Origin of the sequence: Mesorhizobium sp. UC74_2, from assembly GCF_042701485.1 — a bacterium.
GTDB lineage: Bacteria > Pseudomonadota > Alphaproteobacteria > Rhizobiales > Rhizobiaceae > Mesorhizobium.
Genome location: NZ_CP170562.1, coordinates 4,028,116 through 4,052,134, shown reverse-complemented (window position 1 = coordinate 4,052,134; position 24,019 = coordinate 4,028,116). Strand labels below are relative to the sequence as shown.

Sequence of the window (24,019 nt, the reverse complement as noted above, 5' to 3'; positions counted from 1 at the left end):
TCCGGGGGCTCCTGGGCGGCGGAGAGAATCCCGCCGGGCATGCCATTGCTGGAACGCGCATTTTCGCTGTTGTCTTGTCGGGTTACGTCGCTGGATCGGGCAGGGCGCGGCTTGCGCCTCAGCCCTCCATCGCCAGGCCTCCGCTGCGCCTGATACGGCCTTCGAGCAGTCGTACGCCGAAGCTGAGTGCCATGTTCAGCGCCAGATACACGGCGCCCGCCGCCGCGAAGACTTCGATGGGAGCATAGGTATCCGAGGCCAGGATGCGCGCTTGTCCCGTGAGCTCTATGATCGTGATGGTGCTGGCGAGCGATGTGCCCTTGAGGATCAGGATCAATTCATTGCCATAGGCCGGCAGCATGGTGCGCAGGGCCTGTGGGAAGATCACCAGCCGAAACCTTTGCGTGGCACTGAGGCCGAACGCCTTGGCGGCCTCGATCTGCCCGCGCGGAACCGCGAGCAGCCCGCCACGGATGATCTCGCTGCCATACGCGGCTGTGTTGAGCGACAGCGCGATCAGGGCGCAGGCATAGGCTTCCCGGAAGACTGGCCACAGGAAGGAGTTGCGCATCGCGTCGAGCTGGCCAAGTCCGTAATAGACGAAGAAGACCTGCGCCAGCAGCGGAGTGCCGCGGATGACATAGACAAAGGCATAGGCGAGCGCAGAAAGCACGCGAACACCCGAAAGCCTTGCTGTCGCCAGCAGCACCGCCAGCACGAAACCGAGGGCGATCGAAGTCAGGGCCAGTTCCAGCGTCAGCGGCAGGGCTGACAGCAACGCCGGAAACGAGCTGAAAAGCACATCCCATCTCATTTGCCGTATCCCCCGATGACAGAGCGGCTGAAATGGCGTTCGGCGCTCTCGAAGACCTTGTTCGAGACAGACGTAAAGAAGAGAAAGATGACGATGGCGACCATGTAGAACAGGAACGGGCTGCGCGTGGAGCCGGCCGCAACGTCGATGGTGCGCATGAGTTCGACCAGGCCTGTGACCGAGATCAGCGCGGTATCTTTCAGCACCAGCTGCCAGACATTGGCTATGGACGGCAGGGCGTAGCGCAGCATCTGCGGCAGCTTGATGCGGAAAAACAGAGTGGAGCGTCTCATGCCATAGGCGTTCGCGGCTTCGATCTGTCCTTTCGGGATCGCCTGGAACGCGCCGCGAAAAACTTCGGCGCTGTAGGCCGCGCAGATCAGGATGATGGCGAGGACACCGGCGCTGAAGGCGTCTGCGGCGACCGCGCCGGAATAGCCCATGGCATTGGCGATATGGCGATAGAACTGGCCGCCGCCGAAGAAGAGCAGATAGATCACCAGCAGTTCAGGCACACCGCGGACAACCGTGACATAGACCCCGGAAACGGCGCGTAGCAGGATATTCGGCGAGAGGCGGGCCGCCGCGATCGGCAGTCCCACCACAAGCCCGCCGGCAAAACCCAGTGCTGCAATGACCAGGGTCATTGCAGCACCGTAGGCCAGTTCGTCACCCCAGCCGGTCGGGCCGAAGGCGAGAAGGTCGAGGGTCTTCATTTGGCGGCGTTTTCGGGGATCGAACCGTCGACACCGATCCACTTCACGCTCATCTTGGCGATGCTGCCATCAGTGGTCGCCTCGCGGATCGCCTTGTTGAACTGCTCGCGCAATTCCGTTTCCTCGCCCTTGCGGAAAGCCAGCGCCACGCCCTTGCCGAGCGCACCGCCTTTGATGGCTGGACCGAAGGCGAGGAAATTCTTGCCGGCCTTCTTCTGTTCGCCGATGAAGTTGAGCGTCGAGCCGGCTCCGTCGACGGCGGCGTCGATGCGCCCGGCGACGAGGTCGAGCAGCATGTTCTCGCCCTTGTCGTAGATCTTCACCTTAACGCCCGGAAAGACCTCCTCGAAGAATTTCGCATGGGTAGAGGCGCGTTCCACGCCGACGGTTGCATCCTTGAGGGCCGCCGCGACGTCGCCGATAACCGCCTTGTCCTTGTCGCTCATCGTGCCGAGCAGGATGGTCGTGCCTTCACCGCTCTTGAACTGGCCGAGCGTGCTGTCGGCAGAGGCGATGAGGCGCGTCGGGCCGGCATAATATGGGATCGAGAAGTCGACGGCCTTGGCGCGTTCGTCGGTGATGGAAAGCGAGGCGAGGATGGCGTCGAACCGTTTCTCGTTGAGGGCAGGGATCATACCGTCGAAATTCTGGATCACCCATTCGCATTTGACACTCATGCGCGTGCAGATGTCGTCGACCAGATCGACTTCGAAGCCGATCAGCTTGCCCGAAGGATCGGTATAGTTGAACGGCGCGTAGGTGCCGTCGGTTGCGAGTTTGACCACCCGCTGCTCGGCCGCATGAACGGTGCCGGCTCCGGCGACAAGCATCGCCACGGAGACAAGCAGCATTCGTCTCTTCATGTTCATTTCGCTCACCCTCTGTTCTTGTTTACGCCGCTCTGGAGCGCCCGGACGGGCGTCTTGAGCGGAGCCCTGTCGAGAGTAGGCCGAAAGACAGCCACGTTTGGTCAAACGAACAACGGCGGGCGGCACAAAATGTCTGGTTTGGTGTCCCGCCCGGCAGTTTATTTTGCCAGCTCCATCTGGCTCCCCTGGCTCCTGAGCCATGTCACGAAAGCCTCCGGAACCCGTCCGGGAGTTTGGATGACGGCATAGTAGGCGCCGAGCACCACTTCGACCGACGGGCACAGCTGGACGATGCTGCCGGATTCCAGCAGGGAGGAAACAAAGACGGTGTTGGCCTGGGCGACGCCAAGGCCTGAAAGACAGGCGTCGATCGCTGCTTCGTCGGTGTCGAAGACCATGCTGCGCCCAAGTGGCTCGAAGGGGATGGCCGCGCCCTTGCACCACTGCCGCCAAGACCAGGCATCCGCCGTGTCCTGCAGGATCGGCAAGGTGAGCACCTCCTCCGGCTGAATGTCAGCGCCAGCTCCAGCCAGGAACTGCGGGCGGCAGATGGGCGCGGTGGTGTCGGCGAGGAACATCTCGCCCTCGCTTTCAGCGGCCGGCAAGCCGCGCGCGTACCTGATCTCGATGTCGATCCTGTCGCTGCCTGCTGCTCCAATGGTGCGGAAGCGCAGGTCGACACCCGGATGGCCGAGATGATAGTGCTCGATCCGTGGGATCAGCCAGCGCTGCATCAGCGTCAGTGGCGCCCGGATAGTCAAATTGGCGGCCTGGCCGGAAACCTCGCGCACACCTTTGCGAACCTCGGCCAGTGCATTCCTGACATGGCTGAGAAAGGCTCTGCCCGTATCCGTCAGCTCGATGGCGTTATGGCTGCGCTGGAACAGCGTCACGTCGAGCGACTGCTCGAGAAGCTTGATCTGCCGGCTTACCGCACCGGGCGTCAGGTTCAGTTCGGCGGCGGCGAGCGTCAGGCTGCCGAGACGTGACGCAGCCTCGAACGCGACCAGCGTGTTGAGCCAGGGCAGTCTCACGGTCTCTGCATGTCTGACGCTCATTCAGGCGTTACCATTTTTCGATTGCAAGCCCAGGGCGTCCTCTCATTCTGGCAGAGCCCAGCAGACCAACTGGAGGGCGGCGCACATGCGGCCCCAGTTGAGCCTCGTCAGGAGAAAAACACAATGAACATGGTGCCTTTGAAACCGGAATTCGCAGGCCTTCCCGGCAAGGTCGACCGCATCGACCTGCGCATACTCACCGAATTGCAGAAGAACGGCCGGATCACGAATTTCAAGCTGTCCTCGATCGTCGGCATCTCCGCCAGCCCGTGCCACAAGCGTGTACGCCGGCTCGAAAAGATGGGTCTGATCAGCGGCTACCGCGCGCAGATCTACTGGTCCCGCCTGTATTCCAATGTCTCGGTCTTTGCCGCGGTGTCGCTCAAGAACCATGGCTCGGCCGATTTCCAGACCTTCGAGCGCCGCATCAGGCACCATCCGGAGATCACCAACTGCTTCGGACTGTGCGGGCCGTATGATTATATGCTGCGCTTCGATTGCCGCGACATCGCAGCCTATGAGGCGATCTCGCGCGAACTTCTCGACGGCGACGTGTCTTTCTCTCGTTTCGACAGCTTCGTGGTGCTGCGCGAAATCAAGAACGAGCCCTTGTCTCCGGCCGTCCCTTCGCTGCAGGGACCGCAGGACGAATTGCGGCGCGTCGCCTGATCCAGGCCTGACCCGGATCGCCAGGTTCAGGCGGACCCGGTCTGCATTGGCTTGTTCGTACCGTCGTTCGCCTTGTCGAACCGGTAAGGGTCGAAACCCTCGATCTGTGTGGACGTGCGGCCGTCGAGCACCAGTTCGGCGACAACTTCACCGATACCTGGTCCGAGCTGGAAGCCGTGTCCGGAAAAGCCGAAGGCATGGATCAAACCGCCGATCGCACGGCTCATGCCAAGGAATGGCAGCGAGTCCGGTGACTTGCCTTCGATGCCGGCCCAACTGCGGATGAAGTTGCGGCCGCGCAGGAAGGGCAACACGTCCACGGCGATGCGCGAGGCGTCGAACAGGTTCTGCGGAACATATTTCGCACGGCCGGTATCCAGGTCGGCGCGGCCGGGACCGCGTCCGAACAGGAGATTGCCCCGCCCGATCTGGCGGGCGTAGAAGAAACGTCCATTGACCGGATAGTCCACGGTCGATGTGACCATGCGCGGAAATGGCTCGCTCACCACCATTTGCGGCGCCATCACGTCGAGGGGGAAGACCTCCGAGAACTGGGCGGCAAGACGTGCGCCCCAGGCGCCGGCGGCATTGATCAGGATCGGCGCGCGCGCCTTGGTTCCAGATGCGGTTTCGATCTGAAAGCATGCTCCGTCGTGGTGCGCGGTTCGCACCGCGTCATACTCGACTATGTCGGCGCCCAGCCGGCGCGCGGCGATGGCGAACACTGGCGTGACCAGCCTTGGATTGGCCGCGCCATCCGCGGCGACGAAGCACCCGCCGAGCATCTTGGTGCCGATCCAGGGGAAGCGCCTGGCGACCTCTGCCCCGGTCAGCATCTGTGTGCCGACGCCGTGCTGCTTCGCCATGACGGCCCATTGCTCGACCGCCGCCATGTGGTCCTGCCGGTCACAGATCTCGACATGTCCGGTGATTTCCGTCTCGCAACCGTCGCCGACAAGCGCTTCGATTTTCTGCCACTGGCTGCGGGCGCGCAGGCTGAGCGGCAGTTCGGGCTCGGCCCGGCCGTTGGTGCGCAGGCCGCCGAAGTTCACGCCGCTGGCCTGGGCACCGACCGCACCGCGTTCGAACAGGCTGACCCGAGCGCCCCGTCGCGCCAGATAGTAGGCGGAGCAGACGCCGGCTATGCCGCCGCCGGCGATGATGACGTCCGTTTCAAAAATCCTGGTCATCGCCATCACGCTTTTCGCCGGCCTGCATCCAGGCATCGACCTGCGGGTCGGCCTGGCCGCAGGTGCGCCCATAAGAGATCGGTTTGACTGGCCCCTGTCCGCGAAGCTTGCCGACCTGGTCGAGCGGCGTTCCGGTTGTTGCCGCAAGCAATTCGGCCAGGACCGGTCCGCAGACGCGCCCCTGGCAGCGTCCCATGCCTGGCCGGGCAAGCGCCTTCAGCCTGTTGACCTCCTGCGGCTCGAACCGGGCAATGGCGGCACGGACCTCGCCGAAGGTGACATTCTCGCAGCGGCACAGGATGGTTTCGTCGGGCGCTTCGCCGATCCAGTCAGCCGGAAAAGGGAAGCTCGTCTCGACGCCTTTTCGGAACGTCGCCTCTCGGCCGAGAGCACGCTCGATCTGGCGCAGCCGCGCCTTTGATGCCGGCAGCCCGATATCGGTCAGCAGCGCCAGCGCCGCTCGCTCGCCGGCCAGCTCGGCGACGTCGGCGCCGCCGATAGCGCTGCCGTCGCCCGCGACATAGACGCCGTCGCCCGCGCGGCCCTGTCCGTCATGTGCGATCACCCATTGCCGGTTGGCCGCGTCGAAGCGGGTGCGGCATCCGGCGATCTCGGCAAGCTGCATCTCGGGGTTCAGTCCGAAGCCGAGGCCAACGGCGTCGCACGGGACGAACCCGTCCTGACCGCCGGCGCTGAAGTGGATGCCCTGCACAGTGTCGGCGCCTTGGATCGCGCGCAGTCTCACGCCTTCACGCAGCATGATGCGCCTGCGTGACAGATAGCGGCGGTAGGCAAGGCCACGCAGCAGCATGCGGGGTGCGCGGGCCATGCGCACCGCGCCGCGGATCTTGTCGGCATAGGAGGCGGAATCGAGCACCGCCACGACATTGGCGCCGGCCTTGGCGTATTGGTAGGCGACGAGATAAAGCAATGGCCCGGTGCCGGCGAAGACGACGGCGCGACCGATGGAACAGGCCTCGTTCTTGAGCGCGATCTGCGAGCCGCCGAGCGTGAACACACCGGGCAGCGTCCAGCCCGGTATCGGGATGACGCGGTCCATCGCACCGGTGCTCAGAATGAGCCGGTCGAATTCCAGCCTGCCGGTACCCGAGACGTCGCTGGTGTGAACCGCACCGTCGAAAATGTTCCAGACCAGCGTGTTGGGCCGATAGTCGATCTCGCCGGCGAAGGCGTCGAACGTGCCGTGCAGGCGCACCGCCTTCGCGGCATCGTCGCCATAGAGGCTGGCCGGCGGGCGCTTGAAGCCGTTGGGCTGGCGCCGGTAGATCTGGCCGCCGCTTTCCGGGGCCTCGCTGATCACGGTGAGGTTGCGGCAACCGGCGCGATAAAGTGTTTCGGCCGCCCGCGAGCCCGCCGGCCCGCTGCCCACCACGACGATGCGATCATCACCGGCCATGGTCAGCTCGCCTCGCGCGTCAGCACGACCATGCCGCTGCGCACCTCGGTGGTGCAGGCGCGAACCCGCTCTCCAGAGTCAAGCGACAGCCAGCAATCCTGGCAGGCACCCATGTTGCAGAAACCGGCGCGCGGTCCGTCGCCGAATTCAGAATGACGCAGCAACCGGCCGTTCAGGAGCATCGCGGTCAGGAGCGTGTCGCCGGCAAGGCAGGACACGCTCTCGCCATCGATGCGGATTTCGACCGGGGTCCGTTGGGTTTCCCCGAGCCGGATGAATTGTCCTGCACTGCTGCCTGTCATCGGATCACAACTCTTAAATGCTGGCACCAGACTAGCGGCTGCCTGCCCGCAGACTTTCCTAAATGGCGTGTCGGAACGGACAGATTCTTCCAAAGATCGGATGTCTGCCGCATCAGTTCGGCGATGCCGTTTGCCGGAGCTTTTCGAGCTGCGCTTCCAGTTGGCGGCGTGCCGATGCGAGATGCGCGTGCAGCGCGTCGAGCCTGGCCCGGTCGTGCTCTATCTCGTCCAGGGCGGTCGCGATCATGCGCCGAGTCTCGACCGGCGAGGCCGCGCCCGCTGATCGTCGTGCTGCGACCGAACGGACCGGATCGAGCGCCTGCGTGACGGCTTCATCCGGCAATTCGATGACATGACCGAGCACGCGTTCGGTCGCGGCAAGCACATCGCCAAGCCCGATCTCGTCCGGCCTCAGGTCGCGATGAAGGGCATCCCTTACAAGATCGGCCACGACATGGTGTGCCTCGCGGAATGACAGGCCGCCTTCGCGCACCAGGCAATCGGCAAGATCAGTCGCTGATGAGAAACCCGCGCCAGCGCGCTGCCGCATCACCTCGGCATCCGGTTCGATTTTCTCGGCAACGAGACGGGCAATCGCCAGGGCGTTGCCGGCGAGGCGCAGCGAAGGCCACAACGGCGCCAACGAGGAACGGCCAGTATCGCCGGCATGGCTGAAATGTCCGCCCTTCAGGATCGCGAAGGTAGCGGTGAGGCCACCGATAACCTCGCCGGAACTCGCCTTCAGATATTCGACCGCCACCGGGTTCTTCTTCTGCGGCATGATGCTCGACGTGCCGGCGATGCTGTCGGGAAAGCGGAGGAGGGCGAATTCCTGCGTGCCCCAGACATAGATGTCCTGTGCGAAACGCCCCCAGTTTCCCGCCATGGCAAGGATGGCGCTCCCCGCTTCCCAGCCATAATCGCGCGAAGCAACCGCATCCTGGGCATGGACGTGGACGGCGCTGAAACCAAGCAGATCGGCAAGCAGTTGCCTGTCGATGGCGAAGGAGGTGCCAGCGAAGGCACAGGCTCCGAGCGGACAGGAGTCGGCCGCGTGATAGGCGCTGAACAGCCTTGAGGCGTCCCGTGCCAGAGCCTGCGCGATGCCTGTCAGATAGAAGCCGAACGTGATCGGCTGCGCGGGTTGCATATGCGTGTAGCCCGGCATGATGGTGTCGGCGAACTCACTTGCCCGGCGCAGCAGCACCTGGCGCAGCGCTATGGTTTTCGCCAGGAGGTCGAGAATCACCCGCCGCATCCCCAGCCGGTCGAGCGTCGCGTTGATATCATTGCGACTGCGCGCGACATGCAGCCGTCCACCCGCATCCGCGCCGGCGCGATCCATGAGCAGCGCCTCGAAATTGAAGTAGCCGTCCTCGCGGGCAGGATCGCGTGGAACGGCACTGTCGCCTTCCTCGCGAATGTCGGACAGTGCCACGGCAAGCGCGCGGGCGATCGCGGGTTCGACCAGCCCGATGCTGGCCAGCATGACGAGATGCGCCTCGTTGACCGCGCACAGATCCTCGATGCCGAGCGCCAGCTCGCGTTCGATGCGCGGTCGGAAAACGAGATCGAGAATCTCGGGTGCCAGTGGCTCGGCGAGACGCGGCGAAACCTTCGATTGCATGGTGCCGGACCTCAGTAAGGAGTGCCGTCCTTGTGCACGAAGCGGCGGCCGCGGCCGTCCGGGATCTGCAGCAGGTCGTCGTCCGGATAGGTCGACACATTGGCTTCGGCAAAGCTTGCCACCTCGACGAACATGACAGGTGTTTCGCCGCGGTTGACGATCTGATGGCCATTGGCCTCGCCGGCTGGGAAACCGATGGCCTGGCCGGCATGCACCAGTTGCTCGCCCTGGTCAGTGACCAGCGTCGCTTCGCCCTGCAGGACGATGATGAGTTCGTCCTCGTGGCTGTGCCAGACCCGGAGCGATGACGCGCAGCCTGCGGGCAGTTCGACATGCACGGCCGACAGATTGCCAAGACCCGCAAACGAAGCGAGCCGCCGCTTGCGGCGCCCCTTCACGGGCTCCTGCAGATGCTCCGGATAGGTCGATCTTGTATCCGGCTCGATGCTTGCGGGATCGATCACGCGCGGCGACTGGGACATTATGGCTCCTTTCAAGTACCGGCCTACTGGCCGGTGTCAGGAGGCGACGATAGGCTGTCGGCAGGAGCACAAACTTCCGTTTCCTGTGTCGTGGCGAGTGGTTTTTGTCGCCTTGCCAGGGTTCAGGACAGAAGGTGTCGTGGCCCGACCCGAAGGTCAGTCAGCGATGTAGGCGGTCTTCGTCTGGGTGAAGAACTCGATCGCGCCCAGCCCCATTTCCTTCGGTCCGTAGGCAGAGGCACCGCGGCCGCCGAACGGCACGTGATAGTCGGAGCCGACGGTCGGCAGATTGACCATCACCATACCGCTGTTGCTGGCGCGGATGAAGGCGCGAGCTTTCGCGTGCGAGGACGTGAAGATGCCGGCGCTGAGGCCGAATTCGGTCGCGTTGGCCAGACGCAGCGCGTCCTCGAAATCAGCGGCCTTGAACACCGAGACGATCGGCCCGAAGACCTCCTCGCGGTTGATGTTCTGACGCATGTTGCCGTCCAGGAAGATCGCCGGTTCGAAGTAGTAGCCGTTTGCCGGCGCCGCGAGCACGCGGCCACCGAATGCATGGCGCGCGCCGTCGGACGGCGCGGCTTCGGCATAGCCGGACACGCGCCGCAGCTGGGCGGCGCTGACCAGCGGACCGATGTCGGACGCCTCATCCAGGGCATGGCCGATCCGCAGCTTGGCCGTCCGTTCCACCAGCCGCTCGACAAAATCATCATGGACGGCAGCGTCGACGATGAGGCGGCTCGATGCCGTGCAGCGTTGTCCGGTCGAATAGAAGGCGCCACGCACCGCAGCGTCTACTGCTTTGTCCAGGTCGGCGTCGTCGGCGACCACAAGCGGGTTCTTGCCGCCCAGCTCAAGCTGCAGCCTGGCGCCACGGCCGATGACCCGCGCCGCGATCAGGCCGCCGACGGCCCCCGACCCCGTGAAACTGACGGCGTCGACGCCGGGGTTGGAGACCAGCGCCGCACCAACGTCGCCGCCGCCCATGATCATCTGGAAGACGCCGCGCGGAATGCCAGCGTCGTGGAGGATGCTGGCCAGTTCCCAGGCGATGGCATTGGTCAGCTCCGACGGCTTGAGGATGACACAGTTGCCGTAAGCCAGCGCCGGAGCGCTCTTCCAGGCGGGTATCGAGAAAGGAAAGTTCCAGGGCGTGATCAGACCGACGACGCCGACCGCCTCACGCCGGACATCGACGTCAACGGCCTTGCGCACGGATCGCAGGCTTGCACCGGCAAGGCGCACAGCTTCGCCGGCGAAATATCTGAAGGTATGCGCGGCCTTGGTCACCTCGGCGACGGCCTCCGGCAAGGTCTTGCCTTCCTCCCGCGCCAGCAGCGTCGCCAGTTCCTGCGTCCTGCCGGCGATCATATTGGCGGCGCGATCGAGAATATCGGCACGCTGCTGGGGCGAGCTCTCCTTCCAGTCGGCGAAGGCCTTGCGGGCGGCATCCACGGCGTCACGGACATCGGCCGCGCCGGCAATGGCGAAGCGGCCGATCAACTCACTGGTGTCGGAAGGATTGTAGCCCTCGCTGCAATGCTCGGCCGGGCGCCACGCACCGTCGATGTAGTTGTTCCTGACCTGTTGCATGCCATGTCCTCACTGTGAACGGCGGCATGCCCTGAATGTGGATGCCGCGCGCCCTCGGTATGGCGCGGATGGGGGAGAATATGCTGTCATTGCCACGCGCGGCGTGGACACATTCTGCCACGGTCAGGGAAGCTTCAGCCGAACCTTGCGAAGGGTGACACTAGCCTCGCGTTCTCGATACATCGCGCCAGCCGGCCGATGACATACTCTCGATGGGAAGCGACATGCGCATTGACCTTTTCGAACTCGAACGCAGCCAGTCGATCTGGGAAAACACGGTCGAGTACAATCTGACCGAAAGCGGGCTGCACCCCTTCACCTTGCGCGAACTGCTCGATGCGCGGGAGATCGAGGCACTGCTCGAGCTGCCGCTGGGCTATGGCCATACCGAAGGCGAGCCGGCACTGCGCGAAACGATCGCTTCGCTCTATCCAGGTGCGGTGGCCGACAATGTCCTGGTCACGACCGGATCGTCGGAAGCCAACATGCTGGCGGTGATGAGCCTGCTCGACAGTGGCGACGAAGCCATCATCGTCACGCCCAATTTCATGCAGTTGCCGGGGCTGGCGAAGGCGCTCGGTGCGAAGGTGCGCCAGGTGCCCTTGCGATTGTCGGGTGACCGCTGGATGCTCGACCTTGACGAGGTGGCGGGAGCGATCACGCTGAAAACCAGGCTGATCTCGGTCTGCAATCCCAACAACCCGACTGGCGGCGTGCTTTCCCCGGAGGAGCGGTCAGGTCTGGCCGCCCTTGCCGCGCGTCACGGTATCGCTGTTCATGCCGACGAGATCTATCGTGGCGCCGAATTGTCTGGACCGGAGACCGAGACACTTTTCGCGACGGCGCCGACCACCGTGATAACCGGTGGCACGGCGAAGGCGATGGCGCTCGCGGGGCTGCGCATCGGCTGGATCGTTTCGTCTGGGGACATCATCGAGAAGGCGATGCAGCGGCAGGACTACACGACGATCGGCAGCAACACGCTCGGGCAACGGATCGCGCTGTATGCCCTGCAGCCGGAAAAGCGCGCCCGGATTGTTGCCCGCAACCGCCACCTTCTTGCCCGCAACCTCGACCAGCTTTCGCGATGGATAGCGACGCACCCGGGGATTTTCAGCTGGGTGCCGCCGCACGCCGGCGCGATGGCCTTCCTGCGTTACGAGCTTCCCGTTTCTTCGGAAGAGCTGTGTCGCAGGTTGCGCGAGACGCAAAGCGTTTTCGCGGTCGCCGGCAGCTGGTTCGGAATGGAGGGGCACCTGCGCCTGGGCATCGGCGGCGAGCCGGAGCATTTCGGCGATGCCCTGCTGCGGGTGGATCGGTTCCTCCAGGACGAATTCCCCGATCACGTCGGGTCGTGAGATTCGGGTTTGTTCAATCCAGGAGCCCCAGCTTCCGACACAATGCCTTGGCCAGCACGATATCCTGAACGGCGACACCGGTGAGGTCGACGAGGGAGATCTCGTCGGCCTGCCGTTGATGCCGATCCCCTCTGGAAATGATCTCGCCGAGCTCGACGACCCGTTCGGGGGCAAGCAGGCCCCGGACGATGGCGTGATGGATCTCGCCGCGCTCGAAACATTGCGGGCGGCTGTCGGCAATGACGGTTGCCGCCCTGCCGAGCAGGCTCGCATCGATTTCCGATTTCTCGGGCGTGTCCGCACCCATCGCCACGATGAGCGTTCCCCGCTGGACATGATCGCTCATCAGATAGGGTGTCTTCGACGCGGTGGTGGTGACGACAAGGCGCGCGCGCCTGGCAAGTTCCGCCGGTGAGGCGACAGCCGTGACTTCGAAGCCGAGAGCGGCGATATCGGCAGCGCAGCTTTCGGCCTTTTCCGAATTGCGTGCCCAGATCAGCATGTTCCTGCAAGAGGTCACCTCGCGCAGATATCGCGCTTGCAACCGCGCCTGATTGCCGGAGCCGCAAATGCCGATGCATTCGAGGCCGCTCGGCATCAGCCATCTGGCGGCAACCGCGCCGGCGGCCGCGGTGCGGATGTCGGTGAGGTGGCCTTCGTCCTGCAGGATTGCCAGAAGCCGGCCGTCGTCGGCGCTGAAAACCAGCACCACGCCACCCGAGGAAGGCAGGCCGATGGACGGGTTTTCATAGAAGCCGGTCGCGATCTTGACGACAAAGATCCCGTCGCCGCGCACCGCGCCATATTTGATGTGCATCTCGCCGGGGGGCTGCTCGAACAGCAGTTCGCCGACAGGCGGAACTGTTGCCAGACCCTGCGAATACAGGCTGAATGCGGTCTCCATCTCCGCGACGACGTCGACACCGGAGAGGGCACTTTTGATCTGGGAAAGATCCACGACAGCGGTCACGCCAGCCTCCCGAATTCGTCAGCCCGTCATAAATCGCTGTTGGTGCTATTTTCTGCTGAAGGCAGGGTGCCTGAGGAATTATTGTGTGGTTCGGGATCTGGCCGGCAAACAATCGAGGCGGGCGCGGGGCACCCACCTCGGAATGGCGTCAATCCCTCAGCAGATCGAACATCAGTTTGAAGAACCGGCCGGCATCGACCTCGTAGGCGATGCGTGCATTGTCCCTTTCGCCACGCTCACCCCAGAAGTCGGCTACCGTCGCGCCGAAGGTGTGGCTGCCCTTGAGGTCGACTGCAATGTGGGCAGGACGTGTCTTGACCAGGGTCGGATCGATCGCCAGTGCCAGCGCCAGTGGATCATGCATCGCGCCGCCGACGCCCATCGAGTTGCGGTGGAGTTTTTCGTAGAACAGCAGCCAGTCGTTGACGAGCTTGCCGAGCGGCGTGTCGATCTTGGCGAGCTCGGCATATTGCGGTTCCTCGACCAGCACCTGCATCGTGACATCGAGACCGACCATGGTGATCGGAACGCCGGAATCGAGCACGATCTTCAGAGCTTCCGGGTCGCAGAAGGCGTTGAACTCCGTCGGCGTTATGATCTCGCTCTTGCGGTAGAACACGCCGCCCATCCAGATCAGTTCCTTGATCTTGGGCAACACATGCGGGTGCTTGAGGATCATCAGGCCGATGTTGCAGAGCGGGCCTGTCGCCACGACGAGCAGCGGCTCGGGCGAGGCGCTCAGCTTCTCGGCCAGGAAGTCGACCGCATGCTGGTCGACCGGCCTGATGGTGGCCTGCGGCAGATAGGGCGAGCCTTCGAGACCGCTGGGTCCATCGGCGGTGCCGAGCACCAGCGGACGCGCCAGAGGACGGTGGCAGCCGGCGGCAACCGGCACGTCGCCGGCGCCGATGTATTCCAGGATGCGCAGGGCATTGGTCGTCGTCTTTTCCAGCTCGGCATTGCCGCAGGTGGTGGTGACGCCGAGCAGCTCGATGGCCGGTGAGCGATGCGCCATCACCAGTGCAATGGCGTCGTCGTGGCCGGGATCGCAGTCGAAAAGGATGGGGGTGGGCTTCATCATTGCACTCATCATGCCGCACGCTCGTAGCGCGCTATGGTTTTCTTGAACATTTCGAGGAAGCGGCGACCGTCGAGATCGGTGCCGATGCGCGTGGTCTTCGGACCACCGCCAGGCAGGATCTGGAAACCGCGATAGGCCACCGTCTGGCCGCGGGCGACGTGGCCGTCGATGAGCACATCGACGAAGAGCGGCTCGGTGAGCGCGGCAAGGCCGGGGTCGAAGGCCAGGGCCACGGTGATGACGTCATCGAGCGGGAAGCCGACAAGCCCGAAGAATTCGCGCCAGATGTCGATGTAGATCGGAAAGACGTCGGCGATCATGTCGAGGACCGGATTATCCTTCGCTGTCGCCTGCATGTCGGCGATGTCATCGCGCGTCAGCATGGAGGTGGCGACACGGTTGTCTTCGCATATGTCGAGAGGAACCAGGATCTTGTCGACTTCAGCATTGAGCACGATGCGCGATGCTTCGGGATCGGCCCAGATGTTGTATTCGGTCACCGGCGTGATGTTGCCGGGAGTCGTGAAGGTGCCGCCCAGCACCAGCAGGCGCTTGAGCATCTTTGCAAGCCGCGGCTCCTGCAGCAGCGCCATGGCCGCATTGGTCAGCGGGCCTGTGGTGACGAGCGTGATCTCGCCTGGATTTGCCATCACGGTCTTGATGATGAAGTCGACGGCATGGCCGGGTGTTGCCAGACGCTTCGGCCTGGGTGCCGGTGGGTTGAACTTCTTCAGCCGGTCGCCGAAGCGCGCCGTCAACGTCTTCTCGAAATGCACCGGCGCTTCCATGTCGGCCTTGGAGTGGCCGACGATGGGCCGCCAGGCGCCGGCATGAACCGGAATGTCGTCGCGGCCTGCGAGCGACAGGGTGTTGAGCACCACATTGGTGACTTGCTCGATGGAGCCGGCTGCACCCGTCACGGTCGTCACCGCTTCGAGTTTCACGTTCGGATTTGCCGCGGCGAAGAGCACGGCGAGGATATCGTCGCCGGCGGAATCGACGTCGAGGATTATGCGTTCCATTGTCTTGATATGATCCTTCAGCGCGGGAGGTTGCTGCCGGTTTGGTTCGGCTTCTCTTCGACGGAGAGCATCTTCCTCATACTCTCCAGCGTTTCACGGATGATCCTGGGGCGGCTGCGGTAGGACAGCGCGAACAGCGCCACCAATGCGACCAGATAGGGCACTGCCAGGATGAGGTAGGACGGGAAGCCGAAGGTCTGGAGGCGCAGTGAGAACGCGTCGGCAAAACCGAACAGCAGGCAGCCGGCCAGAACCTTGAGCGGATCGCCCGCCGAGAAGATCAGGATAGCGACCGCCATGAAACCGCGGCCGGATGACATGTTCTCGGTGAACATGGTGATATAGCCGAGCGACAGATGCGCACCGGCAAGGCCGGCAAGCAGGCCGCAAAGCAGCGAGGCAGTGTAGCGAACGCGTGTGATCGAGATGCCGAGCGCCTCGGCAGCCTCCGGCTTTTCGCCGACGACGCGAATGTAGAGGCCGAGCCGGGTGCGCTTGTAGAACAGCACCAGGAGAGGAACGGCGATGAAGGCGACATAGACCATGGGCGTGTAGCCGGAGATGAGCGGCGCCCAGGAGCCGAGCAGGTCACGGGCACCGGGTATCTGGACCTTCGGCAGCCCGACGATCTTCTGGCCGACGATCGAGCCTCGGGTGCCGAAGATCGCCTTCATCAGCGAGATGGTCATGCCGCCGGCCAGGATGTTGAGTGCCAGGCCGACCACGACCTCGTTTGCCCGAAAGGAGACGACCAGCACCGCGAAAGCCAGTGCAAACACGAGCGCTGCGGCAATGCCGCAGGCGACGCCGATCAGCGCGGAACCGGACCAGATCGAACCGAGCACGGCGAAGAAGGCGCCAACCAGCATCTGGCCTTCGAGGCCGATGTTGAAGATGCCGGCCTTCGTGGTGAAGGAACCGCCCAGGGCCACCAGCAGGATCGGTGCCGTCGTGCGCAGCGTCGCCACCAGCAGGGCGACGTTGAGGAGTTTGTCTAGAACTTCCATCGACGCTCTCCTGCGGTGCTGTCGCCGCGACGCTTCATCAGCACCTGGGCGGAAACGGCGAGGATGATCAGCGCCTGGATCACCGTGATGATCTCGCGCGATGCGCTGGTGTCGGTCTCGAGCAGAAGCGAGCCGTTGCGCAGCGCTCCGAAGAACAGCGCGGTGAAGATGGTGACGATGGGCGATCCGTTGGCGAGCAGGGCAGCGATCAGCCCATCGAAGCCGAAGCCGGGCGCGAAACCTTCCATGAAACGGTGGTGGACACCGAGGGTCTCCACACCGCCGGCCAGACCGCCCACGGCACCTGATGCGAGCAACACCAGGAAGCCCTGGCGCTTGACGTCGATGCCGCCATATTCGGCGAATTTCGGAGCCGAGCCGACCATCGAGATCGAATAGCCCTTGGCGGTACGGCGGAAGAACCAGGCGACGAAGAAGGCCAGCACCAGGCCGATGATCAGTCCCCAGTTGAGCCGGGAGAAGGAGAACAGTTCCGGCAGATAGGCCGTGGGCAGGATGGGTGGGGTTTCCGACCAGCCGCCGGGGCGCTTGAACAGGAAGATCGTGAAATAGGAGGTCAGCAGCACGGCGACATAGTTCGATAGGATCGTCGAGACGACCTCGTTGGTGTTGTAACGGGCACGGAAATAAGCGGGGATGGCGACCCAGGCCGCACCGGCAAGGACGGCGGCAACCATGCCGACCACGACATGCAGGCCGGCCGGCAGCGGCAGGGCGAAGCCGACCCAGGCGGCCGCAAAGCCACCGAGAAAAAGCTGTCCTTCGATGCCGACATTGAACATGCCGCCGCGCAGGCCGATGCAGGCGGCGATGCCGCAGATGAGGATCGGTGTCGTCTGCAACAAGGTGCCTGCGATCTTGGATTGGTCGCCGAAGGCGCCCCTGACCAGGGTCATGAAAACATTGATCGGGCTCTCGTCGATCAGCACGATGATCAAGGCCCCGAGGGCCAGGGCGATCGCCAGCGCGATGAGCTGCCCATAGAATGCGCGCAACCTGTCACTCATGCCGCGACCCCACCTGCTGCCGAGCTGGCGCTCAAGCCAGCCATCATCATGCCGATTCTTTCACTGTCGGCGCCATCGCCCTCGACTTCGCCCATGATCCGGCCGTTGAACATCACCAGGATGCGATCGGCCAGGGTGAGCAATTCGTCGAGCTGCACCGAAATGACGAGCACGGCGCGGCCGGCGGCACGCTGGCGCATGATCTCGTCATGGATGGATTCCTGCGCACCGATGTCGACGCCCCGCGTCGGCTGATCGATCAGAAGGAAATCCGCGTCGTTCGTGAATTCGCGCGCGAGCACCACCTTCTGGATGTTGCCGCCCGACAGCCGCTTGACCGTGTCTTCCGGTCCGCGTGCGCGGATGTCGAAACGCTTGATCATTTCGACAGCCTGGTTCGCGGCGGCCCTCCAGTCGAGAACGCCGTTCCGGCTCCACGGGGCCCTGAACTGGCGGCCCATCAGCAGGTTCGACGAGATCGAGGCGCTGCCGTCGACCCCGCGCACCATGCGGTCGCCCGGGACATGGGCAAGGCCGGCCGCGCGAATTGCCGCCGGCGTCAATGCCGCCAGATCGCGCCCTTTCAGCATGGCCGATCCGTGGCTCGCCGGGCGCAGGCCCGCCAGCACCTCGGCAAGCTCCGTCTGGCCGTTGCCGGCGACGCCTGCGATGCCGACGATCTCACCCGCGCGCACGGTGAAGCTTGCGTCGCGCAGCGCCGGCAGACGGCGCTCGTCGCGAGCCCACAGGTTCTTGACGTCGAGCACAACCTCGCCCGAGGTCCTGGTGCGCGGGCGGCGCTCGAAGGAGACGTCGCGGCCGACCATCATCCGCACCAGGTCGTCCTTGGTGAGCTCGGCTGTCGGACGCGTGGCCACATGCTTGCCGTGGCGCAGCACTGTCACCGTGTCGGAGACCTCCATCACTTCCTCGAGGTGGTGCGAGATGAAGATGACCGTCATGCCGTCTGCAACGAAGCCGCGCAGCGTCTGGAAGAGTTCGCGGCTTTCCTGCGGGGTGAGGACGGCTGTCGGCTCATCCAGGATGATGGTGCGTGCGCCGCGCGCCAGCACCTTCAGGATCTCGATGCGCTGTTCGATGCCGACCGACAACAGCGAAACGCGTTCCTGCGGCTCGACCTTGAGCCCGAAGCGGTCGGAGAGTTCGCGAGTCTTCTGGACCTGCGCGGCATGATCGATCAGGCCATTGCGGCGGATCTCCATGCCTAGAAAGACATTGTCGGCAACCGAAAGTGAAGGCACCAGCTTGAAGTGCTGGTGCACCATGCCGAGGCCGGCATCGATCGCGGTGGCGGGATCGCTCACCACGGTTTCCTTGCCGTTGAGCACGATCCTGCCTTCGTCCGGCTGCAACAAGCCGAACAGGATGTTCATCAGCGTCGTCTTGCCGGCACCGTTCTCGCCGATGATGGCGTGGATCTCACCGCGCCTGACGCGGAGATCTACGCTCTCATTGGCCGTGAATGCGCCGAAGCGCTTGGTGATGTCGACCAGCTCGACGGCGTACTCCGCCGACGAGGTGGTATCTTGTGTTCTGGCTGGCGACGTGTCCGACACGAGAGCCTCGCAAGTTGAGCCGATCAGCCCCACGGATGGGGCCGATCGATGTCTATCTGATTTTCGGGAAAAGATCGCTCCGGTGGCCGGCAATGCCGCCCCCGGATGCGGGCGCTTACTTGTGACGCTCGACCTTGATCGAGCCGTCCGCGATGCCCTTCTTGATCTCGTCGAGCTTGGCGGTCACCTCGGTCGGGATCGAAGGCGCGATGTCGTCGCAGATTTTCACCTCGACGCCACCGGAGGCCAGATCGAAGGTGCGGGTGCCCGGGGTGATCTTGCGGCCTTCGACCTCGTCCTTGATCAGGCTGTAGACGGCGATATCGCCGCGCTTGAGCATCGAGGCAAGCACGTTGCCCGGCGCGGAAGCGCACATGTCGACGTCGACGCCGATGGAATATTTGTCGACGGCGGCACTGGCCTGCATCACGCCTTCGCCGGTCGGGCCGGCGACGTTGTAGACGATGTCGGTGCCTTGTCCATAAAGCGCCTGCGCAAGTTCGCTGCCCTTGGCAGGGTCATCGAACGTACCGGCGAAGACGGAGTTCACCTTGACGTCGGGCGCGGCATATTTGGAGCCCTGCTCATAGCCGCCGAGGAAGTTGCGGATGACGGGGATGTCGCGGCCGCCGACGAAGCCGATTGCCTTGCCGTCGCCGATCTTTTCGAAAGCGCTGCCCTTGTCTTCGATCATGCCGGCAAGTGCACCTGCGACAAAGGAACCCTGTTCCTCGGCGAAGTTGGCGTAGATCATCTTGTCGCTGTCGAGCACGCCGTCGATGAACACGAAGCGCTGGTTCGGATAGGCGGCACTTGCCTTCTGAAGCGCATCGACCAGTTCCCAGCCCATCACGAAGATCAGGTCATACTGGCCGCCTTTGGCCAGATTGGCGAACTGTTCCTCATAGTCGAGCGCGCGGTTGCCGGTGTCGACCAGTTTGAGATCGATGCCGAACTCGTCCTTGGCCTTGTTGAGACCATTGACGATCGAGACACCGAAGCCCTGCGCGAAATATCCGGAAATCGCGGCGACCGAGACCTTGCCGTTGGCGGCAGCGGCCGAGCCAAACGATGCAGCCAGGGCAACACCGGCGATCAGGCATTTTTGGAATACGCTTTTCATCTCACTCCCCTTTAAAGCTCCCGCCTCCAAAGCCGTGGGTTCGCTTCCCGACATCCCAAACTCGTTGGTGGTCGTATGACTTTATGGTCGGCTACACAAACTGTCAATTGGCGAAGAATTTGTCCAGAACCGTTGCTCAGCTGAGGAAACAGGCGGCTTTCCGTCACATGGCTTGACAAAGTTCGCTGAACAATAATTGTTGATACTCTAACAAGTTTCAGCGGGAGATCGGGACAAGCGATGCCAGACGTGGTCGTCAGGAAAATGGTCGTGCAGGTCGAGGAGATTTTTCACGAGGGCGGGCCTGTGCGCAGCGATCCTGTCAAGCGCGGTGTTGTTCTCGCCGTCATCGCCAATCCTTATGCCGGCCGCTATGTCGAGGATATCCAGCCTTTCATGGAGGACCTGAAGCCGCTCGGGCTGGAGATGGCGCGCAAACTTGTCGATGCGCTTGGCGGTGATGCTGCCGCGGTCGAAGGTTATGGCAAGGGGGCCGTGGTCGGCGGCGGCGGCGAGCTGGAACATGGCGCGCTGTGGCACAATCCCGGGGGATACGCGATGCGCGAACTGCTTGGTGGCGCGAAGGCCATCGTCCCGTCGAGCAAGAAGGTCGGCGGGCCGGGAGTCCGCATCGACATTCCGATCACCCATATCAACGCCTCCTATGTGCGCAGCCATTTCGACGCCATCGAGGCCGGCATCAACGATGCCCCGCGAAACAATGAGATGGTCCTGGTGCTTGCCATGACCACCGGAGCCCGCGTGCATGCTCGTGCGGGTGGCCTTCTGGCCGCGGACGTCAAGGGCGAGGACGGCTTGCGATGAACGCGCGAATACGGCGGATCATCACGGTTGTCGAAGAAGTCCGCACGGAGGGCTCCAGGCCCGTCGATCCGCCGACGCGACGGGCCGCCGCCATTGCCGTCATCCACAATCCTTATGCCGGCCGGTATGTCGACGACCTTTCCGAACTGATCGCGGTTGGAGAGGCCCTGGGGGACATATTGCCACGCCGGGCGGTTGCTGCATTGGGCATTGCGGGCAGCGAGGTTGAAAGTTTCGGCAAGGCCGTGGCGGTCGGCGCAGAGGGCGAACTGGAGCATGCTGCGGCGATCCTGCATCCGAAGCTTGGCGCACCTTTTCGGGAAGTGCTCGGCAAGGGTGCTGCGCTCATTCCGTCGTCCAAGAAACGCGGCGGCATGGGCGTGCCGCTCGACATTCCCCTTGGCCACAAGGATGCAGCCAAGGTGCGCAGCCATTTTGACGGCATGGAAGTGCGCGTGCCCGACGCACCGCGAGACGACGAACTCGTGGTCGCCATCGCCATTACCGATTCCGGCCGGCCGTTACCGCGGGTTGGCGGACTGAGCAAAGACAAGATCGTCGGCAACGACGGCGTGAACTGACAAACTAAAGGCGGCCATCAGGCCGCCTTTCTTCTTCTTCCTGGTGTGGCTCAGGCGACCACTTCCGGTACTCGGATCGCAGGCGGTGTGTTGCGGCTGCGTGCCGTCCGCACCACGCCATCGATCATGATCATGCCGATCCCGGGAAGATTGCCGAGCGCCAGGCTATCCAGAAACCCGTTGCCTATTCCGCCCGCGGCCTGGTCCATGAAGACGAGGTCGGCGGCCCGGCCGGGTTCTATCAGGCCGCGATCGTCGAGGTTGCGCACCCGCGCCGTGTTGCCGGTCGCGAAGCAGAATGCCGTTTCGGTCGGCACTCCGCCCAGCGAGGCAAGGTGGCAGATGGTACGCAGGATGCCGAGTGGCTGCACGCCCGAACCTGCCGGCCCGTCGGTGCCGAGCACGACACGGCCAAGCTCGTTGCGCTGCCTGGCAATGTCGAGGACGAACAGGCCGGTGCGCAGGTTGCCGTTGTGGACGATTTCCAGGGCCCGCGTGCTTTCTTCGCAGACGCGTCGGATCTCTTCGTCGGGCAGGGCGGTAGGGCCACCGTTCACATGGGCAATCACATCGGCATCCACCTCGATAACGACATCGGCGCCGATGCGGCCCGAACCGGGGATCGAGGGGCCGCCGGTATGGGTCATCGAGGTCATGCCGTATTTGCGCGCCCAGGCGATCATCTGGCGGCCTGTAGGTCCATCCTTGACGCCGCCGAGCCCGACCTCGCCGATCAGCGTCACGCCGGCTTCTGCCAGTTCCCTGAAATCGGCTTCGGTCATGCCTGGTTCGAGCACCGGCGCCCCGGCAATGATCTTCATGCCGCCGGGCCTGAAGTTTGCAAAGGAGCGCTGCGACGCGATGCCAAGTGCCTTGACGCCGACGATATCCTTCGGGCGGCCGGGATAGTGGGCTTCGCCGGCGGATATGATCGTGGTGACGCCACCGTGCAGGGTCGAGTCGATCCAGCCGATCTGGTTCTGTCGTGGGGTCCAGTCGCCTGCCGCAGGATGGACGTGATTGTCGATCAGGCCGGGCGTGACCACGCAGCCGTTCGCGTCGATCACGGTCGCATCGTCCCCGTCTGCGAGCTCTTCGGTTGTGCCGATCCCGGTTATCAGTCCGTCCTCGACCCGAATTGCATCCGCTTCCAGTATCGGCTGCCCGATATTCCCGCTGAGGAGGAGGCCGATGTTGCGGATGAGGGTCCTGCCGCTTGCGGAGGGGGTGCTTGGCTGGTCGTGCGACATGAATGTTTCCCTGTCTGCTTTTGTTGTTACGGGCGCGAGCAAAGACATCCGCCGGTAACGCCGACGTTCCTTGCCGTCAGATCAAGCGATCGTCTGTCAGGTCAGAGGGTCATTTGCCTTCCGGGCCACCGGTTTCGTCCTCGCTGATGCGCAGCAGCAACCTCAGAAGCGTGATCTGTTCAGGGGCCGAAAGCGGCGCGAGCAGACGCCTGCCCACCTCGACGCTCCGCTCCAGCCGTTCGAGCGTGTAGCGGGTTCCTTCATCGGTAAGGGTGATGATCGCCAGGCGTTGATCCGTCTTGGAGGGGCTGCGGATGATCAGTCCCTGTTTGAGCAGCTTGCGGACCACAAGGCTGATCGTCGAGGGATCGATTGCCGTCATGCGGCCGAGCTGGTTCTGCGAAACCTCGCCATGCTTGAGAATGGTGGCCAAGGCAGCGAACTGCGTCGGTGACAGGTCTTCACCTGCCATGATCTGCTGGAAACAGAGCGTCGCGCGCTGGTGCGCGCGGCGCACCACATGGGCGGGATGTACGTCGAGATCGTAGCCTGTCTCGGCATAGCGGACCACCGCCTCTTCCCGGCTGATCTTGTCGGACCTGGCCGGGTTCGATCCTTGAGCGTCGTTATCGAGGGATGTCACGAACTGCATTACCTTTCGGCTGGAAGGCTCAATCGCGCGTGCCGTTTCAGGCTGCGATGTTTGCGTTTTCCACGAAGGCGCCTTCCGTGAGCGCCCGAACAACGGTGTTGGAATCGCTGACGACACCGAAATGGGTCGAAATGTCGTAGAGCGTGCTTTCCTGCTCGCGCGGGCCTGTCGCCGCGCAGCAATCGGCTGGGACCACGACCTGATAGCCGTTGAAGAATGCGTCATGGACGGTGGAGCGCACGCAGATATTGGTGACGACCCCGAAGACGACCAACTGGTCGACCATCATGTCCTTGAGCGTCAGGTCGAGATCGGTCTGAAAGAAGGCCGAGAAACGACGCTTTATGAGATGGATCTCATCAGGTCGGGCGCCGAGTTCGTCGATGACGTCAACGCCCCAGGTGCCCTCGATGCAGTGCGGCGATCGCTTGAGGAATTCGCGGTCCCGGCGCAGGCCGGGCCGATGTGCGTCCTGGACCCAGATAACCGGCGCGCCGATCTTGCGGGCCGTATCAATGATACGCAACTGCGGTCCAAGCAGGGTTTCGCAACCCGGCAGAACCATTGCGCCACCCGGCTTGCAGAAGTCGTTGATCATGTCGACGACGACCACCGCGGTCCGGCCCGGATCGAGGGTGATCCCGCCTTCCTGCCGATGCGACGAGAAACTATCCAATGCCATGCCCAATCCTCCCCGGTGTGAGCCGATTGTTGGTGGTCATACAAAAAACCCGCGCGGTTTCCAAGTCAATCCTTGCCGGTTCGATTTCGGCCGAGCCCGGAATGGTGCAGCGCAACCCGACGTTTA

General features: G+C 63.6%; 24 protein-coding genes. 4 read left to right on the top strand and 20 right to left on the bottom strand.

Annotated features, from left to right (window positions below):
• Positions 1-118: 118 nt before the first annotated feature.
• The 4 genes from ACFJIU_RS19650 to ACFJIU_RS19635 form a co-directional block, all read right to left on the bottom strand.
• Positions 119-814 (bottom strand): ABC transporter permease, encoded by a 696-nt coding sequence (locus ACFJIU_RS19650; RefSeq protein ID WP_379062699.1) that lies wholly within the window; start codon positions 812-814, stop codon positions 119-121.
• Positions 811-1,530, bottom strand: a complete 720-nt coding sequence (locus tag ACFJIU_RS19645) for an ABC transporter permease (RefSeq protein WP_379062697.1) — start codon at positions 1,528-1,530, stop codon at positions 811-813. The genes ACFJIU_RS19650 and ACFJIU_RS19645 overlap by 4 nt, the downstream gene beginning before the upstream one ends.
• Positions 1,527-2,381 (bottom strand): transporter substrate-binding domain-containing protein, encoded by an 855-nt coding sequence (locus ACFJIU_RS19640; protein WP_379062695.1) that lies wholly within the window; start codon positions 2,379-2,381, stop codon positions 1,527-1,529. The genes ACFJIU_RS19645 and ACFJIU_RS19640 overlap by 4 nt, the downstream gene beginning before the upstream one ends.
• A 176-nt stretch (positions 2,382-2,557) precedes the next feature.
• Positions 2,558-3,457 (bottom strand): LysR family transcriptional regulator, encoded by a 900-nt coding sequence (locus tag ACFJIU_RS19635; protein ID WP_379062693.1) that lies wholly within the window; start codon positions 3,455-3,457, stop codon positions 2,558-2,560.
• Between the two features lie 123 nt (positions 3,458-3,580).
• Between ACFJIU_RS19635 and ACFJIU_RS19630 the strand changes: the two genes are divergently transcribed.
• The gene (locus ACFJIU_RS19630; protein WP_379062691.1) at positions 3,581-4,126 is read left to right on the top strand and encodes an Lrp/AsnC family transcriptional regulator; all 546 of its coding nucleotides are present in this window, start codon (positions 3,581-3,583) and stop codon (positions 4,124-4,126) included.
• 26 nt (positions 4,127-4,152) lie between these two features.
• Here ACFJIU_RS19630 and ACFJIU_RS19625 read toward each other — a convergent pair whose 3' ends face one another.
• The 6 genes from ACFJIU_RS19625 to ACFJIU_RS19600 form a co-directional block, all read right to left on the bottom strand.
• Complete coding sequence (locus ACFJIU_RS19625) at positions 4,153-5,316, bottom strand: NAD(P)/FAD-dependent oxidoreductase (protein ID WP_379062689.1); 1,164 nt, start codon at positions 5,314-5,316, stop codon at positions 4,153-4,155.
• The gene (locus ACFJIU_RS19620) at positions 5,300-6,733 is read right to left on the bottom strand and encodes an FAD-dependent oxidoreductase (RefSeq protein ID WP_379062687.1); all 1,434 of its coding nucleotides are present in this window, start codon (positions 6,731-6,733) and stop codon (positions 5,300-5,302) included. Before ACFJIU_RS19620 ends, ACFJIU_RS19625 begins: the two co-directional genes overlap by 17 nt.
• Positions 6,734-6,735: 2 nt before the next feature.
• Entirely contained in the window at positions 6,736-7,035 is a 300-nt protein-coding gene (locus ACFJIU_RS19615) for a (2Fe-2S)-binding protein (RefSeq protein WP_379062685.1), read from the bottom strand.
• Between the two features lie 112 nt (positions 7,036-7,147).
• Complete coding sequence (gene argH, locus ACFJIU_RS19610; protein ID WP_379062683.1) at positions 7,148-8,662, bottom strand: argininosuccinate lyase; 1,515 nt, start codon at positions 8,660-8,662, stop codon at positions 7,148-7,150.
• A gap of 11 nt (positions 8,663-8,673) precedes the next feature.
• Entirely contained in the window at positions 8,674-9,144 is a 471-nt protein-coding gene (locus tag ACFJIU_RS19605) for a cupin domain-containing protein (RefSeq protein WP_379062681.1), read from the bottom strand.
• Between the two features lie 156 nt (positions 9,145-9,300).
• Complete coding sequence (locus ACFJIU_RS19600; protein ID WP_379062679.1) at positions 9,301-10,737, bottom strand: aldehyde dehydrogenase family protein; 1,437 nt, start codon at positions 10,735-10,737, stop codon at positions 9,301-9,303.
• A 224-nt stretch (positions 10,738-10,961) separates the two neighbouring features.
• Here ACFJIU_RS19600 and ACFJIU_RS19595 point away from each other — a divergent pair, with 224 nt between their 5' ends.
• Positions 10,962-12,095, top strand: a complete 1,134-nt coding sequence (locus tag ACFJIU_RS19595) for an aminotransferase class I/II-fold pyridoxal phosphate-dependent enzyme (protein ID WP_379062677.1) — start codon at positions 10,962-10,964, stop codon at positions 12,093-12,095.
• Positions 12,096-12,108: 13 nt separating this feature from the next.
• Here ACFJIU_RS19595 and ACFJIU_RS19590 read toward each other — a convergent pair whose 3' ends face one another.
• The 7 genes from ACFJIU_RS19590 to ACFJIU_RS19560 form a co-directional block, all read right to left on the bottom strand.
• Positions 12,109-13,065 carry an ornithine cyclodeaminase family protein gene (locus ACFJIU_RS19590; RefSeq protein WP_379062675.1) on the bottom strand — a complete coding sequence of 319 codons (957 nt, stop codon included), beginning with the start codon at positions 13,063-13,065 and terminating at the stop codon, positions 12,109-12,111.
• Between the two features lie 148 nt (positions 13,066-13,213).
• Positions 13,214-14,155, bottom strand: coding sequence for a nucleoside hydrolase (locus tag ACFJIU_RS19585; protein WP_379073170.1), 942 nt, complete (start codon positions 14,153-14,155; stop codon positions 13,214-13,216).
• The gene (locus ACFJIU_RS19580) at positions 14,155-15,168 is read right to left on the bottom strand and encodes a nucleoside hydrolase (protein ID WP_379062673.1); all 1,014 of its coding nucleotides are present in this window, start codon (positions 15,166-15,168) and stop codon (positions 14,155-14,157) included. Before ACFJIU_RS19580 ends, ACFJIU_RS19585 begins: the two co-directional genes overlap by 1 nt.
• A gap of 17 nt (positions 15,169-15,185) precedes the next feature.
• Complete coding sequence (locus ACFJIU_RS19575; protein ID WP_379062671.1) at positions 15,186-16,175, bottom strand: ABC transporter permease; 990 nt, start codon at positions 16,173-16,175, stop codon at positions 15,186-15,188.
• Entirely contained in the window at positions 16,163-17,203 is a 1,041-nt protein-coding gene (locus ACFJIU_RS19570) for an ABC transporter permease (protein WP_379062669.1), read from the bottom strand. The genes ACFJIU_RS19575 and ACFJIU_RS19570 overlap by 13 nt, the downstream gene beginning before the upstream one ends.
• Positions 17,200-18,780, bottom strand: coding sequence for an ABC transporter ATP-binding protein (locus ACFJIU_RS19565; protein ID WP_379062667.1), 1,581 nt, complete (start codon positions 18,778-18,780; stop codon positions 17,200-17,202). Before ACFJIU_RS19565 ends, ACFJIU_RS19570 begins: the two co-directional genes overlap by 4 nt.
• Before the next feature lie 115 nt (positions 18,781-18,895).
• Positions 18,896-19,903: a BMP family protein gene (locus tag ACFJIU_RS19560; RefSeq protein WP_379062665.1), complete on the bottom strand. Its 1,008-nt coding sequence runs from the start codon at positions 19,901-19,903 to the stop codon at positions 18,896-18,898.
• A gap of 240 nt (positions 19,904-20,143) precedes the next feature.
• Here ACFJIU_RS19560 and ACFJIU_RS19555 point away from each other — a divergent pair, with 240 nt between their 5' ends.
• Both ACFJIU_RS19555 and ACFJIU_RS19550 read left to right on the top strand, forming a co-directional pair.
• Positions 20,144-20,728, top strand: coding sequence for an amino acid synthesis family protein (locus tag ACFJIU_RS19555; RefSeq protein WP_379062663.1), 585 nt, complete (start codon positions 20,144-20,146; stop codon positions 20,726-20,728).
• On the top strand, positions 20,725-21,309 hold the full coding sequence (locus ACFJIU_RS19550; RefSeq protein ID WP_379062661.1) for an amino acid synthesis family protein: 585 nt from the start codon (positions 20,725-20,727) through the stop codon (positions 21,307-21,309). The genes ACFJIU_RS19555 and ACFJIU_RS19550 overlap by 4 nt, the downstream gene beginning before the upstream one ends.
• Before the next feature lie 50 nt (positions 21,310-21,359).
• Here ACFJIU_RS19550 and ACFJIU_RS19545 read toward each other — a convergent pair whose 3' ends face one another.
• The 3 genes from ACFJIU_RS19545 to ACFJIU_RS19535 all read right to left on the bottom strand — a co-directional run bounded on the left by ACFJIU_RS19545 (position 21,360) and on the right by ACFJIU_RS19535 (position 23,893).
• Complete coding sequence (locus tag ACFJIU_RS19545; protein ID WP_379062659.1) at positions 21,360-22,559, bottom strand: amidohydrolase family protein; 1,200 nt, start codon at positions 22,557-22,559, stop codon at positions 21,360-21,362.
• A 109-nt stretch (positions 22,560-22,668) separates the two neighbouring features.
• Positions 22,669-23,202 (bottom strand): MarR family winged helix-turn-helix transcriptional regulator, encoded by a 534-nt coding sequence (locus tag ACFJIU_RS19540; protein WP_379062657.1) that lies wholly within the window; start codon positions 23,200-23,202, stop codon positions 22,669-22,671.
• A 46-nt stretch (positions 23,203-23,248) separates the two neighbouring features.
• Positions 23,249-23,893, bottom strand: coding sequence for a cysteine hydrolase family protein (locus tag ACFJIU_RS19535; RefSeq protein ID WP_379062655.1), 645 nt, complete (start codon positions 23,891-23,893; stop codon positions 23,249-23,251).
• Positions 23,894-24,019 lie beyond the last annotated feature (126 nt).